Genomic DNA, 14,701 nt, shown 5'->3' with positions numbered 1-14,701 from the left:
GCACCAGCGTCAGGACACCCAGCGGGCCAACATCGGCGGCTCCGGCACCGACCAGCGCAGCGCCTCGGGGCAGTAGGGCTCGTGCCACTCCCGCACCACCTGGATCCCGCCCGAGGGGACGATCTCCGCCCACCACTGCGGGCAGTGCGCGCACGGCGTGATCACGAGGTCAGAGGCGTCGAACTCCACCGGGACCATCGGCGCACTCTGGGCCGGATGGGCGCCGACCTCGCTCACGTCGACGAGGAACCCGTCGATCCGCGGGCCCAGCTCGCCGCCGTCGGGGACGATCCGTCCGACGACGACGACCTCGTGGACGAGCCCCAGCGCGTCGACGATGCGGTGCGGATAGCTGTAGTCGGCCGGATGGGTGAGGTCACGCATCGCGAACGCCACCTCGGTGCGGCCGGCGTCGTCAGGGTGCTGGTGCCGACGGACGAGGTCCGTGGTCACGGGTGTCGTCTCCGGGATCCCGAGAATCGCGTACATCCCCTCGGAGAACTCCCACTTCTCCGCGTGGGGCCAGTAGGTGTAGTGGCCGAGCGCCGGTGACGGCCCCCACGGCATGTGATTCTTCATCGGCTCCCCCGAGCAGTCAGGCATGCCACCCCCCGGTGGCATGCGACGACGGTAGGTCACCGGTCGCGAACCCGACAAGGGTTGCACCCCCGTTGCGCCGAAGCCGGCCGGAGCAGACCTGGGCGCTGCTCAGTGGGGGAGGCGGTGCCGTCCGGCCATCACCATCCGGATCGCCGGGATGGTGAGGAACGCCGCGACCACGTTGAGCGGCCCGAACCCCCACACGCTCACGATCACGCCGGCGAGCAGCCCGCCGAGCGCGCCACCGAGGTTCATGACGAGGTCGGACGCGCCCTGAACAGCCGGGCGAGAGTCGGGCCCGACGGCCTGCGCGACCAGCGACGAGCCGGCGATGATCGACGCGGACCACCCGAGCCCGAGCAGGACGAGCCCGACGATCATCCGGGACTCCGACTCGCCCGCGGTGCCGGCGACCAGAGTCGCGAGCAGCAGGGTGGCCTGGCCGAGGGTGATGGTGCGTCCACGTCCCCAGCGGTCGGCGAGGATGCCCATCACCGGCGCGAGGGCGAACATGCCGGCGATGTGGAGGCTGATGGTGAGGCCGATCACCGTCAGCGTCGAGCCGTGGTCCTCCATGTGGACGGGCGTCATCGCCATCACGGCCACCATGACCGCGTGGGCGCCCGCGACGGTCACGACGCCCGTGCGTGCGGCGGCGTTCGTCCGCAGGATCGGCCACGCGTCGCGCATCCGCGAGCGCTTGGAGGTGTCGTCGTGCGTCGGGCGGATCATCCGCGCCACCCGCAGCGGGTCCGGGTTGAGCATGACCGCCATCAGCGTCGCCGTGAGGGCGAAGCCGACGGCCGCGAACACGAACGGCCCGGCGAGGTCGGGGATGTCGAGAGCGTCGGCCGTGCGGGCGCCGGCCTCGGTGAGGTTCGGGCCGATCACCGACCCGATCGTCGTCGCCCACACGACGAGCGACAGCGCGCGCCCGACGTGCATAGGCTCGGCGAGATCGGTGGCCGCGTAGCGGGACTGGAAGTTCGTGGCGCTGTTGGCGCCGACCACGAACAGGCCGACCAGGACGAGCCAGGTGGCGTCGAGCTGCGCGCCCCCGACGACGACGAGGGCGCCGAACGACGCGATCAACCAGCCGGTCGAGAGGCTGGTGCGTCGGCCACGCGCGGACGCGAGCGCGGCGAGCGGGACGGCGAGGAGCGCCGCCCCGAGCGTGAGCATCGTGGTGGCGAGGCCCGCCACGGCCGACGAGCCGGAGACGTCCTTGACGAGGAGGGCGCCGACCGACAGTGCGGCGCCCGCGCCGATGCCGCCGACCACCTGCGCGGACGCGAGGACGCCGATCGTACGGCGTTGGATCCCGGCGACCCGGTCGGCGGTGTAGACCTCGGTGCTCACCAGATCGTCACACGCTGGTCAGGCTCGAGCCACATCGCGTCGTCGGGCGTCACCACGAACGCGTCGTGGAACGCATCGAGGTTGCGGAGAACCTGGTTGCACCGGAACTCCGGCGGCGAGTGCGGGTCGACGGTCAGACGGCGTACGACCTCGGCGGGGCGGACCTTGCCACGCCAGACCTGTGCCCACGACGTGAAGAACCGCTGCGCGCCCGTGAGCCCGTCCATCACGGGCGCCTCCGCGCCCCCGAGCGACAGGAGATAGGCCTCGTACGCGATGCCGAGGCCACCGAGGTCGCCGATGTTCTCGCCGATCGTCAGCGCGCCGTTGACCGACTGGCCGTCGGCTCCGTCCGGGGACAGCGCGTCGTACTGGGCGATGAGCGTGCCGGTCAGCTTCTCGAACGCGGCGCGATCGTCGTCGGTCCACCAGTTGACGAGCGCACCCGTGCCGTCGTACTGCGAGCCCTGGTCGTCGAAGCCGTGGCCGATCTCGTGCCCGATGACCGCACCGATACCGCCGTAGTTGACGGCGTCGTCGGCGTCGGCGTCGAAGAACGGGGGCTGGAGGATGGCTGCCGGGAAGACGATCTCGTTCATGGTCGGGTTGTAGTACGCGTTGACGGTCTGCGGCGTCATCAGCCACTCGTCGCGGTCGATCGGCTTGCCGATCTTGGCGAGCTCGCGGTCGGTGGCGACGTCGGAGGCGCGGCGCACGTTGCCGAGGAGGTCTGCCGGGTCGACCGACAGGGCGCCGTAGTCGCGCCAGCGCACCGGGTACCCGACCTTGGGGGTGAACGACTCGAGCTTGTCGAGGGCCTTCTGCTTGGTCTCGTCGCTCATCCAGGCGAGCGTCAGGATGCTTCCGCGGTAGGCCTCGACGAGATTGCGGACCAGCTCGTCCATCCGTGCGGCGGCGGTCGGCGGAAAGTGGCGCTCGACGTACAGGCGGCCGATGCCCTCTCCGATCGCTCCCTCGGCGAAGCCGACGCCGCGCTTCCAGCGGGCGCGCAGCTCGTCCGTGCCCGAGAGGGTGCGGCCGTAGAAGTCGAAGTTGGCGTCGACGAAGGCGCTGGACAGGTACGGGGCGGCCGACGACACCAGGCGGAACCGCAGCCAGTCCTGCCACGACTCGACAGGCTCGTCGCGCAGCGCCTCGGACAGCGCCTCGAGGTAGGACGGCTGGGCGACGACGACCTCCGCGAGGACGGCCGGGTCGAAACGGGCGGCGGCCGCCCAGGCGCGCCAGTCGAGCGCCGTGATCAGCAGCTGGAGCGCGTCGGCGTCGAGGAGGTTGTACGTCTTGACGGCGTCGCGGCAGGCGACGCGGTCCCAGTGCCCCTTCGCGAGCCTCTCCTCGAGCGCGTACACACGAGCGGCGCGGCCCTCGGGGTCGTCGAGTCCCGCGAGCCCGAGCATGGTCGCGACGTGGGTCTGGTACGCGGCGCGCACCGGCGCGAACTGCTCGTCGCGGTAGTAGGCCTCGTCCGGGAGGCCGATGCCGCCCTGGACCATGGTCACGACGTAGCGGTCGGGGTTGCCGGCGTCCGGTCCGACGTACATGCCGATGACGCTGGACGCGCTCTGCCGCTCGAGCCGGCCGATGGCCTCGACCACGTCGTGCAGGTCGGTGACGGCGTCGACAGCAGCGAGGTCGGCGGCGAGCGGGGAGACGCCCAGCGCCTCGACCCGGTCGGTGTCCATGAAGCTGGTGTAGAGGGCGCCGATCTTGGCCGCCTCGTCCGCGACCGTCGTACCGGTGGGGTCACCGGCCGCGCGCTGGCACTCCTCGACGATCGCGCGGACGTTCGCCTCTGCCTCGTCCACGAGCGTGACGAACGAGCCTGCGACGGCACGGTCGGCAGGGATCTCGCTGGTGGCGAGCCAGGTCCCGTTGACGTGCCGGAAGAGGTCGTCCTGCGCGCGGACGTCGTGGTCGATGCCGCTGCCGTCGATGCCTGATCTCATCCGGTCAGTCTAGGGAGGGTCCGACCGGTCTCGCGACGGGATTCCGGCCGGGGTGACGATCACGAGGATGCCCTCGGCAGGCTCGTCGCCGAGGGCGGCGTAGTGGTGGGGGACGTCGGCGTCGAACGCGACGTGCTCGCCAGCGACCGCTTCGCAGGGCTGCGTGTCCGGTCCCAGCTGCAGCGCTCCACGGACGACGACGAGGTGCTCGCGGACACCGGCGCCGTGCGACGGCGAGTGGCGGACCTCTCCGGCCGCGAAGTGCATGACGTACGTCTCGACCGTGCTGTCCGGGTGGTGCCGGACGTCGAGCAGGCGCGCCGTGACCCCGCCGCCGGAGACCTCGGCGCCGACGGCCTCGTCGAGGAGCGCCGCGAGCGGCACGCCCAGGGGAGCCGCGAGGGCGTACAGGGTCGAGAGCGTGGCGTTGCGGCGGCCGGCCTCCAGCTCGGAGAGCGAGGCCTTGCCGATCCCGGCCGCGCGGGCGAGCGCGGACAGCGAGAGCCCGCGGTCCTCGCGCAGACGGCGGACACGGGCCCCCACGCGCAGCGACGTGTCGGCGGACGACGCGGTTGCTCCGTGGGTCCCCGGCACGGGCATCCTCCTAGATCGGCTATCGTTCCGGTTACGGAACGTTCTGTATGCGGAACGATCTCATCCTTGCACGAAGGAGCATCCCGTGAGCACCTCACGACGTACGCCGGTCACGACAGGCCTCGTCACGGCCCTCGTCGGCTTCACGAGCTCCTTCGCCGTCGTCCTCGCCGGTCTGCGTGCCGTCGGGGCCAGCGACACCGAGGCAGCCTCGGGCCTGCTGGTCCTCTGCGTGACGCAGGCCGTCGGCATGATCGTCCTGTCGTGGCGCTACCGGCTCCCGATCACGCTGGCATGGTCCACGCCGGGCGCGGCGATGCTGGCGGGCGCTGCCGCCACCGACGGAGGCTGGCCCGCAGCCGTCGGCGCGTTCGTCGTGACCGGGCTGCTCGTGCTCGCAACCGCGGGCTGGCCGGCGCTGGGCCGGCTCGTCGCGCGGATCCCGCAGCCGGTCGCCCACGCGATGCTCGCCGGAGTCCTCCTCCCGTTGTGTGTGGCACCTGTCCGGGCGCTCGTGACGAGCCCGTGGCTGGTCGCGCCGGTCGTCCTCACGTGGCTCGTGCTGCTGCGCCGCGCACCCCGGTGGGCCGTACCCGCGGCGTTCGCCATGACGATGGTCGTCGTCGGCATCTGGCTCGCGCGCCACGGCGACGCCCTCGACGGCCCTCTGCTCCCGCACCTCGCCCTGACCGCGCCCACCCTCGAGTGGCAGGCGGTCGTCGGGATCGCACTTCCCCTGTACGTCGTCACGATGGCCGCGCAGAACGTGCCGGGCGTCGCCGTGATGGCGTCGTACGGGTTCACCGTCCCGTGGCGCGCCGCGATGGCGACCACCGGCATCGGCACGGTCGTGGGCGCACCCGGTGGCGGGCACGCGATCAACCTCGCGGCGATCACGGCCGCGATGACCGCAGGTCCCGAGGCCGGCCCTGAGCGGGAGCGGCGGTGGATCGCCGCGCAGACCGCCGGCTGGGCGTACCTCGTGATCGCGCTGGGGTCGACCGCGCTCGCGACGGTCGTCGTGGCGGCTCCTGCGGGCGTCGTCGAAGCAGTCGCCGGCCTGGCGCTGATCGGCACGCTGGGGGCGGCGCTGCACGGCGCAGTCACCGCCGAGGGTCCGCGCGAGCCGGCCGTCGTGACGTTCGTCGTCGCTGCGAGCGGTGTCGCCGTCGCAGGGATCGGCGCGGCGTTCTGGGCGCTGGTCGCGGGCGTCGTCGTCCACGCCGTCGTCGTACGACGCGCCAGCGGGGCGGACGCTGCCGACGAGGACGCGGCTACTTCACCGAGCCCGACACCAGGCCGTTGACGATGTAGCGCTGCAGCGCCAGGAACACCGCCATCACCGGGATCGCCGCAAGCACCGCGCCTGCTGCGAAGATCGACCAGTTCGTCGACGTCTGCTCGGACACGTAGCCGAACAGGCCGACGGCGAGCGTCTGCTGGTCCGGGTCGGTGAGGAACACGCTGGCGATGATGAACTCGCTCGTCGCCGTGATGAACGCGAGCAGCCCGACGACCGCGAGGATCGGCGTGACGAGCCTCAGGATGATCCCGAAGAACACCTGCGCGTGACTCGCCCCGTCGAGGCGCGCGGCCTCGTCGATCGAGACCGGCACCGTGTTGAAGAACCCGTACATCAGATAGGTGTTCACCCCCAGCGCGCCGCCGAGGTAGACGAGGATCAGCCCTGCGTGCGTCCCGATTCCGATCGCGGGGAACACGTCGCCGATCGTCGACATCAGGATGAAGATCGCGACCACGGCCAGCATCTGCGGGAACATCTGCACGAGCATCAGCGTCAGCAGCCCGACCCGGCGTCCCGAGAAGCGCATGCGGGAGAACGCGTACGCGGCGAGGGCACCGAGGAACACCGTGCCGATCGCCGTCACGCCCCCCACGACGAGCGTGTTCACGAACCAGCGGCCGTACGGCCTGGACGGGTCGGTGAACAGGTCGCGGTAGTTGCTGAGGTCGATCGTGCTGAACAGCCGCGAGCTGCCCGCCAGGGTGCCGGACGGGTCGAGCGAGGCCGAGACGACGTACAGGATCGGGAACGCGGCGTACACGGTGACGGCGATGCCGACCAGGTGGCGCCAGCCGAGGTCGGTGAACCACCGGCGGAACGTGCGGCGGCGCGGTGCGGGGACGGTGCTCATCAGTGGATGTCCTCCAGAGCCGTGGTACGGCGGAAGAGCAGCGCCGCGATGACGCCGATGACGACGAAGATGATGATGGAGAGCGCGCTGGCGAGGCCGTAGTCACGGCCCGTGCCCGTCCCGAAGGCGACCTTGTAGACCATCGTGATCAGCAGGTCGGTAGCCCCGATGTCGCTCGTCGTGTCCTCGAACCGAGGACCACCCCGCGTCAGCATGTAGATCACGTTGAAGTTGTTGAAGTTGTAGGCGAACGTCGTGATGAGCAGCGGCGCCACCGACACCAGCAGCAGCGGGAGCTTCACCGCCCTGAACGCGCGCCACGGGCTGGCGCCGTCCATGCGAGCGGCCTCGTTCATCTCGTCCGGGATCGACTGCAGCGCACCGGTGCAGACGAGGAACATGTACGGGAAGCCGAGCCAGAGGTTGACGAACAGCACGCTGAACCGTGCGAGCCACGGATCGGTCAGCCACTCGATGTCGGCGCCGCCGAGCAGGACCTGGTTGATGAAGCCGAACTCGGTGTTGAGCAGTCCGGCCCAGACGAGGCCCGACAGGAACGCGGGGAAGGCGTAGGGGAGGATCAGCATCACCCGGTAGAACTTCTTGCCGCGCATGCTGGCGACGTTGAACACCATCGCGAGGAACAGGCCGAGCCCGAAGACCAGGGCGACCGACAGCGTGGCGAACACGAACGTCCAGGCGATCACGGCGAGGAGCGAGTCGCGCAGCTGTGGCGTCTCGACCGCTCGGCGGAAGTTGTCGAGGCCGACGTTGATCTTCCAGCCGGGCACCAGCGCCTCGCCGTCGTCCGACACGTACGACCCCTCGCCCCCGTCGCGGTAGACGGTGCCGGTCGTGGTGTCGGTGAACGTGTCGGCGGCCTCGTCGTAGGTGAGGTTGGAGCGGTACTCGTACGCGGTGCTTCCGTCTGCCGTACGAAGGCTGCCGTCGGACGGGTTGTCGGACACCGGGACGGCGACCGCGAGGATCTCGTCCTGCTGGTCGAGCAGCTCCTCGAACGACAGGGTGGAGTAGCCGTCGACGGAGACCGCCTTGCCGCTGCCGTCGACCTCGGCGTCGTCGACCTCCTCGAGCGGCTCCTCGGACGAGCCGAGCGCGACCGTGCCGTCGGGCGCGGTGACCAGGAACCAGAGGGACGCACGCTTCTCGAGCACCGACAGCTGGTACTGGGGGGAGTCCGGGACGCGCTCCTGGCCCTTGGTGGCGATGGCCTCGATCGCGTCGCTCTTCGTGCTGTTGTGGCCGTCGCCGGCGTTGGTGAACGCGATGTAGCCGGTGTAGACCATCACGAACACCTGGAAGATCAGCAGGAGGGTGATTCCGGGTGCGAGGTACTTCGCGGGGAGACCGTCTCGCCGCAGGTAGACGACGTTGACGCCGACCGTCAGGACGACCGCGACGGCGAGGACCGCCCACTTCTCCTGCGCGGCGAGCACGAACACCGCGTAGATCGCGATCGCGTCGACCAGCCCCAGGAGCACGATCTTCACGAGGATCCCGACCAGCCCGTCGGTCTCGCCGGGTCGGCTCAGGCGAGCCCGCAGACCGCGTCGTTCGTCGGTGGGCGTCATGGGGCGGGGTCCTCCAGGGGCGGGGCAGCAGGGTGGGGAGAAGCACGGCGGCCGGGGAGCGAGCGACGCTCCCCGGCCGTCAGTGGCTGTGGATCAGCCGGCGACCTTCGACTGGACGCTCTGGACCATCTTCGGCCAGGCCGTCGCGGGGTCGACCTTGCCCTTGATGATGTCGAGCTCGGTGGCGCCCCAGTCGGCCCACACCGCGTCCATCTGCGGGATGGCCGGCATCGGTGCACCGGTCTTGCCGATCTCACCGAACGCGGCGACGATCGGGTCGGAGGCGGCCTTCTCGAACGACGCCTTGAGCGCCGGCGGGCGGCCGCCGGTCTTGAACAGCGCGTCCTGCGCGTCCTCGGTGCTGAGGTAGTTCAGGACGAACTCGCTCGCCGCGAGGGCGTTGGTGGCCTTGGAGCTGATGAAGAAGCCGTTGACGCCGATGAACGGGGTCGCGGCCTCGTCGCCGCCGGTCGGGATCGGGTCGATCGCGATCTCGAGACCGGCCTTCTGCATGTCCGGGACGTTCCACGGGCCAGTGAGGAAGTAGGGGGACTCACCCTTGTTGAACGCCGTCTTGGCGATGTCGCCGGTGATGCTGGGGTTCAGCGCGCCGGCCTTGGACCAGGCGGCGAGGTCCTTGGCGAACTCGACACCGCCGGGGTTGCCGAGACCGAGCTGGTTCGGGTCGTAGTCGCCGGCGTCGTTGCGCTCGAAGACGGGTGCGCCGTACGAGGTCTGGATGCCGTAGAGGTGGTAGGGGTCGCCCTGCTTGGGGTCGAGCCCGACGAGGAACGGGTACTTCGCCTTGCCGGCCTTCACGACGCCGTTGCCGGCAGCCACCACGTCGTCCATCGTCTGGGCGGGCGTGTCGAGGAGTGCCGTGTTGCGGACGAGCGCGACGTTCTCGATCGCGTAGGGGAGCCCGTACGTCTTGCCCTCGTACGTCATCGCCTGGACCGCTGCGTCCTCGAAGTCGCCGGCCTTGTCGCCGAGCTCCAGCGGCGCGACGACGCCGTTCTGGACGAACTTCCCGACCCAGTCGTGCGGGCCGACGATCATGTCGGGACCCTTGCCGGTCGGGACCTGGGTGATGAAGTCGTCGCGGGCGGACTGGAAGTCCTTGATGACGAGCTTGACCTCGACGTCCTTGTCCTTCTTGAAGGACGCCGCTGCATCCTTCAGTGCCGGTGCGCGCTCGGCGTCGACCCACATCGTGAGGGTGGTCGAACCCGACGACGAGTCGTCCGAGCCCGAGTCGTCGGACGACCCGCAGGCGCCGAGCAGGAGTGATGAGGCGACGGCCAGGGCACCAGTGGCCAGGACGCGTCTGCGGTTCACCAGCATGAGGATTGCTCCTTCGAGGTAGTGGAATCGGTTCCATTTCTAGGTCACCGAACGCGCTCCTGGCAAGAGCAAGCTTGAAACCTGATCGCAACAGTTCGATAACGCGCGGCGTTCGATCACTGTTATTGCAGGAGTGAAGGGAACTCTGCCTGTGTTCGCCCTTGCGACCGCACGGCGCGAGGCTATGGTGTAATCGCTTCCAACATCCGGTCCATCTTCCTCTCCGCCCTCCAAGGAGCACCGACGTGATCGACGTGGCCCCTCGCACCGACGGACCCACGCCGCAGGCTCGCCCCACAGACGAGCGCGGCTGGTGGCGTGACGCCGTCGTCTACCAGGTCTACCCGCGCTCGTTCGCCGACGGAGACGGCGACGGCACCGGCGACCTTCCGGGCATCGCGGCGCGTGTGCCGTCACTGGCGGAGCTGGGCGTCGACGCCGTCTGGCTGTCACCGTTCTACCCGTCGCCGCAGCGTGACGGCGGGTACGACGTCAGCGACTACTGCGCCGTCGACCCGATGTTCGGGACGCTCGCCGACTTCGACGCCGTGGTCGAGGCCGCGCACGCCCACGGCGTACGCGTGATCGTCGACCTCGTCCCCAACCACTGCTCGAGCGACCACGCGATGTTCCAGGCGGCGCTGGCCGCCGCGCCCGGCAGCCGCGAGCGCGGGCACTTCCACTTCCGCGACGGCCGCGGCGAGTCCGGCGAGCTGCCGCCGAACGACTGGCAGTCGCACTTCGGCGGGCCGGCGTGGACCCGGGTGACCGAGGCCGACGGCCGCCCCGGCCAGTGGTACCTCCACCTGTTCGACCCGTCGCAGCCCGACTTCAACTGGGACGACGACGGCGTCCGTGCGTACTTCGACGACGTCCTCGACTTCTGGCTCGCCCGTGGTGTCGACGGGTTCCGCGTCGACGTCGCGCACGCGCTCGTCAAGGCGCCCGGGCTGCCCGACTGGGGTGGCCGCGCGGACGGTGCGAGCAGCCCCGGCTTCCCTGGCGAGGACGCACCGATGTTCGACCAGCCCGGGGTGCACGCGGTGTACGAGCGGTGGCGGGAGCGACTCGAGTCCTGGGGCCCCGACCGGATCCTGTGCGCCGAGGCGAACGTCGCACCCCTCGCGCGCGCCGCGAAGTGGGTCCGCCCCCGCGAGATGCACCAGGCCTTCAACTTCGCGTACCTCCACGCGCCGTGGGAGGCGGACCGGCTCCGCAGCGTGATCGACGAGTCCCTCGCGGCGTTCGGCGGCGTCGGCGCCCCCAGCACCTGGGTGCTCTCGAACCACGACGTCACCCGTCACGCGACCCGCTTCGCCCTGCTCGACGGCGTTCACGTCGACCTCGGACACGGCATCCGGGCCGGTACGCCGCTGGATCCCGCACTCGGGGAGCGTCGGGCCCGCGCAGCCGCTGCTCTCATGACGGCCCTGCCCGGCGCGGTCTACGTCTACCAGGGGGAGGAGCTCGGGCTTCCCGAGGTCCTCGACATTCCCGACGACGCACGCCGCGACCCGTACTTCCTGCGCAGCGCGGGCGCGGTCGTCGGCCGGGACGGCTGCCGGGTGCCGATCCCGTGGGAGGCCGACGCGCCGGCGTACGGGTTCAACGACAGCGGCCTGTCGTGGCTCCCACAGCCCGAGACCTGGCGTCGCTACGCCCGTGACGTCCAGCGTGCCGATGCCACGTCGACGCTGTCGCTGTACACGCACGCGCTCGCGACGAGAAAGACCCTCGCGCTCGGCTCGGGTTCGCTAGTTTGGGTCCGCACCGACGAGCCTGCGGTGCTGGCCTTCGTCAACGGAGAGGTGCTCGTGGTCGCCAACCTGTCGGACCACCCGGTCGCCGTCGGCGCCGAGCCGGTGCTGCTCGAGAGCGTCCCGTCCGCGGTGCACGACGGGCAGCTCGCCCCTGACGCGGTCGCGTGGTTCCACGTGCCGTCGCACCCGGCCTGAGGAGGTCCGACGCTCGTGGCCAGCGTGACCATCAAGGACGTCGCCGAGCGCGCGGGGCTGTCGGTCGCGACGGTCTCGCGGGCGCTCAGCGGCCGAGGTCACGTCTCCGACGCGGCACGTACGCAGAGCGAGCAGGCGGCTCGCGACCTGGGCTACGTCGCGTCCTACAACGCCGCGAGCCTGGCGTCGGGGCGCAGCAAGAACATCGGCATGGTCGTCCCGTGGGTCAACCGCTGGTTCTTCAGCACCGTGATCGAGACCGCGTCGACCGTGCTCGCGGCCGAGGGCTACGACCTGACGCTCTACTACCTCGGTGGCGGCAAGCGCGAGCGTGACCTCGTGCTCAGCGACTTCCTGCTCCGCAAGCGCATCGACGGCATGCTCGCGGTCGCGCTCGAGCTCGACGACGCCGAGCGCGCCGACCTGCTCCGGGTCGGCACCCCCATCGTCTGCATCGGCGGTGTGATCCCGGGGGTGTCGACGGTCAGCATCGACGACTTCGCTGCCGCGCGGCTGGCGACCGAGCACCTCGTGGCGCTCGGCCACCGCCGGATCGCGCACATCGGGTGGGAGGGAGCCGGTGACTTCGCACTGGCGACCACGCGCCAGGGCGGCTACGCCGACGCCGTACGCGCCGCCGGCATCGAGATCGTCCCCGCCCTCATCGCCCTCGGCGGTTTCACCACCCAGGACGGGTACGCCGCCGCCAAGCGGCTGCTCGCCGACCCGAGGCTGCGCCCCACCGCGATCTCCGCCGCGTCCGACGAGCTGGCGATCGGCGCGATCACCGCTGCGCGTGACCTCGGCCTCGACGTACCCCGCGACGTGTCCGTGGTCGGGATCGACGGTCACGACCTCGGAGACGTGTTCGGGCTGACCACTGTCGACCAGCACGTCCGCAAGCAGGCGACACGCGCGGCGACGCTCCTGCTGCGCCAGCTCGGCCAGGAGCCCGACACCCGCGAACCCGTCCACGCCGAGGTGACCGTCGAGCTGCTCGTCCGGTCGAGCACCATGGCTCCGCGCCCGCAGCGGTCCGTGACGGGGTAGCCTGCCCGCGTGGCACTGTCCTCTCGGCGGTCGCGCTGGGGCGCTCTGCTCTCCGCGTTGGCGCACCCCGTCCGCATCCTTCCCGCGACGTTCGTCGTGGGAAGCATCGTCGGCACGCTGATCCTGCTGCTGCCGGGGATGCGGTCCGAGGAGGCCGAGGGCGGAGCGGTTCTCCCGGCGGCCTTCACGTCGGTGTCCGCCGTGACCGTCACCGGTCTCTCCGTCGTCGACATCTCCGCCTACTGGACGCCGCTCGGCCAGGTGGTCGTGCTCGTGCTGGTCCAGATCGGCGGCTTCGGGTTCGTGACCCTCGCGACGATCCTCGGCGTCGTCGTCGGCGGCCGCATCGGGCTGCGGTCGCGCCTCGCGACGCAGATGGACCTCCACCTCGTGAACCTCGGCGAGGTCGTGCCGCTGCTCCGCCGCATCCTCATCACCATGCTCGGGTTCGAGGCCGCGCTCGCCGTCGTCCTCATGTTCGGGTTCGAGTCGCGCCACGGCGAGGGGTGGGGCCAGGCCGCGTGGCACGGCATCTTCTACTCGGTGATGGCGTTCAACAACGCCGGTTTCGCGCTCGCCCCCGACAGCCTCGTCCAGTACGCCGGCGACGCCGCGCTGATCATCCCGATCTCGATCGCGGTGTTCGTCGGCGCGATGGGCTTCCCCGTGCTCGCCGAGCTCTCACGCGGCTGGCGGCGTCCCGAGCGCTGGTCGATCCACACCAAGCTGACGGTCTGGGGATCGTTCCTGCTCCTCGGCGTCGGCACCGTGCTCTTCGCGGTCATCGAGTGGTCGAACCCGCTGACCCTCGGACCGCAGTCGGTCGCGGAGAAGCTCGTGACCTCCTTCGAGGGCGGGGTCATGCCCCGGTCCGGCGGGTTCAACTCGGTGGACTACGCGGACGCGCACCCGGAGACGAACCTCATTGCGACGATCATGATGTTCATCGGCGGTGGCTCGGCGAGCACCGCCGGCGGCATCAAGATCACGACCTTCCTCCTCCTCGGCTTCGTGATCCTCGCCGAGGTCCGCGGCGACCCGGACGTGACCATCGGCTCGCGCCGCATCGGGGCGAGCACGCTGCGCCAGGCGCTGACCGTCGCCCTGCTGGCGGTGATGCTGGTGGTCGTGTCGACGTTGACGCTGCTCGTCGTCGCGCCCGTCAGCGTCGAGCAGGCGTTGTTCGAGTGCACGTCGGCGTTCGGCACCACCGGTCTGTCCATGGGCATCACCGGGGACCTCCCGGCCGCCGGGCAGGCGGTGCTCATGATCCTGATGCTGATCGGGCGCGTCGGCACCGTCGCGACCGCGTCTGCGCTCGCCCTGCGGGCCCAGCCCCGCCGTTTCCACCTTCCTGAAGAGCGACCGATCATCGGCTAGGAGCTGACCAGTGCCCAAGAACACCCCGCCGCCGGACGCGCCGGTCCTCATCATCGGCCTGGGCCGATTCGGGTCCGCGGTCGCCGCGTCGCTGACCCGCATGGGACACGAGGTCCTCGCGATCGACGAGAGCATGGAGCTCGTCCAGAAGTGGGCGACCGAGTTCACCCACACCGTGCAGGCCGACTCGACCGACGAGGAGGCGCTGCGCCAGATCGGCGCCGACCAGTTCGACCGCGCCGTCGTCGGCATCGGAACCGACATCGAGGCGAGCGTCCTCACCGTCCTCACGCTCACCGAGCTCGGCGTGCGCGAGGTGTGGGCGAAGGCGATCAACCGCAAGCACGGCCAGATCCTCGAGCGGGTCGGGGCGAGCCACGTCGTGTACCCCGAGTCGGCGATGGGAGAGCGTGTCGCGCACATGGTCTCGGGGTCGATGATCGACTTCATCGAGTTCGACGACGGTTTCGCGATCGCACGCACGGCCGCGCCTGCCAGCGCGATCGGACGCACGCTGGCGGAGTCGGCGCTGCGCAGCCAGTACGGCATCACCGTCGTCGGCGTGAAGCGGCCCGGAGCAGACTTCACCTACGCGCGACCGGAGACGTTCCTCGGTGAGTTCGACGAGCTGATCGTGTCGGGCCCGACGAACAAGGTCGAGAAGTTCGCCGGCCTCGCCTGACCTCGCCGGGTCACGTCCTGGC

Annotated in this window: 12 protein-coding genes; 5 read left to right on the top strand and 7 right to left on the bottom strand. The window is 70.6% G+C overall.

Annotated features, from left to right (window positions below; translation table 11 throughout):
- Window positions 1-9 precede the first annotated feature (9 nt).
- The 4 genes from GH747_RS08920 to GH747_RS08905 all read right to left on the bottom strand — a co-directional run bounded on the left by GH747_RS08920 (window position 10) and on the right by GH747_RS08905 (window position 4,520).
- Complete coding sequence (locus GH747_RS08920) at window positions 10-579, bottom strand: hypothetical protein (RefSeq protein WP_153816617.1); 570 nt, start codon at window positions 577-579, stop codon at window positions 10-12.
- Window positions 580-708: 129 nt separating this feature from the next.
- Entirely contained in the window at window positions 709-1,959 is a 1,251-nt protein-coding gene (locus GH747_RS08915) for an MFS transporter (protein WP_149769208.1), read from the bottom strand.
- Entirely contained in the window at window positions 1,956-3,926 is a 1,971-nt protein-coding gene (locus GH747_RS08910; RefSeq protein WP_149769207.1) for a M13 family metallopeptidase, read from the bottom strand. Before GH747_RS08910 ends, GH747_RS08915 begins: the two co-directional genes overlap by 4 nt.
- A 9-nt stretch (window positions 3,927-3,935) precedes the next feature.
- Window positions 3,936-4,520, bottom strand: a complete 585-nt coding sequence (locus tag GH747_RS08905; protein WP_205602852.1) for a helix-turn-helix domain-containing protein — start codon at window positions 4,518-4,520, stop codon at window positions 3,936-3,938.
- An 85-nt stretch (window positions 4,521-4,605) separates the two neighbouring features.
- On the opposite strand from GH747_RS08905, the gene GH747_RS08900 reads away from it, so the two are divergent.
- Window positions 4,606-5,826 carry a benzoate/H(+) symporter BenE family transporter gene (locus tag GH747_RS08900; RefSeq protein ID WP_149769205.1) on the top strand — a complete coding sequence of 407 codons (1,221 nt, stop codon included), beginning with the start codon at window positions 4,606-4,608 and terminating at the stop codon, window positions 5,824-5,826.
- On the opposite strand, the gene GH747_RS08895 is transcribed toward GH747_RS08900, so the two are convergent.
- From GH747_RS08895 to GH747_RS08885, 3 genes are all read right to left on the bottom strand, one after another.
- Window positions 5,795-6,676, bottom strand: a complete 882-nt coding sequence (locus GH747_RS08895) for a sugar ABC transporter permease (protein ID WP_149769204.1) — start codon at window positions 6,674-6,676, stop codon at window positions 5,795-5,797. The two genes, GH747_RS08900 and GH747_RS08895, sit on opposite strands and share 32 nt — an antisense overlap.
- Window positions 6,676-8,268 carry an ABC transporter permease subunit gene (locus GH747_RS08890; RefSeq protein WP_149769203.1) on the bottom strand — a complete coding sequence of 531 codons (1,593 nt, stop codon included), beginning with the start codon at window positions 8,266-8,268 and terminating at the stop codon, window positions 6,676-6,678. The genes GH747_RS08895 and GH747_RS08890 overlap by 1 nt, the downstream gene beginning before the upstream one ends.
- Window positions 8,269-8,361: 93 nt before the next feature.
- Complete coding sequence (locus GH747_RS08885; protein ID WP_149769202.1) at window positions 8,362-9,612, bottom strand: sugar ABC transporter substrate-binding protein; 1,251 nt, start codon at window positions 9,610-9,612, stop codon at window positions 8,362-8,364.
- 245 nt (window positions 9,613-9,857) lie between these two features.
- Here GH747_RS08885 and GH747_RS08880 point away from each other — a divergent pair, with 245 nt between their 5' ends.
- From GH747_RS08880 to GH747_RS08865, 4 genes are read left to right on the top strand one after another with little or no spacing between them, the layout of a single operon-like run.
- The gene (locus GH747_RS08880; protein ID WP_149769201.1) at window positions 9,858-11,567 is read left to right on the top strand and encodes a glycoside hydrolase family 13 protein; all 1,710 of its coding nucleotides are present in this window, start codon (window positions 9,858-9,860) and stop codon (window positions 11,565-11,567) included.
- Between the two features lie 15 nt (window positions 11,568-11,582).
- Window positions 11,583-12,617 (top strand): LacI family DNA-binding transcriptional regulator, encoded by a 1,035-nt coding sequence (locus tag GH747_RS08875; protein ID WP_205602851.1) that lies wholly within the window; start codon window positions 11,583-11,585, stop codon window positions 12,615-12,617.
- Window positions 12,618-12,626: 9 nt separating this feature from the next.
- Window positions 12,627-13,997, top strand: coding sequence for a TrkH family potassium uptake protein (locus tag GH747_RS08870; protein ID WP_228552851.1), 1,371 nt, complete (start codon window positions 12,627-12,629; stop codon window positions 13,995-13,997).
- Between the two features lie 10 nt (window positions 13,998-14,007).
- Window positions 14,008-14,679 carry a potassium channel family protein gene (locus GH747_RS08865; protein ID WP_228552850.1) on the top strand — a complete coding sequence of 224 codons (672 nt, stop codon included), beginning with the start codon at window positions 14,008-14,010 and terminating at the stop codon, window positions 14,677-14,679.
- Window positions 14,680-14,701 lie beyond the last annotated feature (22 nt).

The organism is Mumia xiangluensis (genome assembly GCF_010994095.1).
GTDB lineage: Bacteria > Actinomycetota > Actinomycetes > Propionibacteriales > Nocardioidaceae > Mumia > Mumia xiangluensis.
The sequence above is the reverse complement of the archived record's forward strand: the minus strand, read 5'-3'. Positions and strand labels throughout refer to the sequence as shown.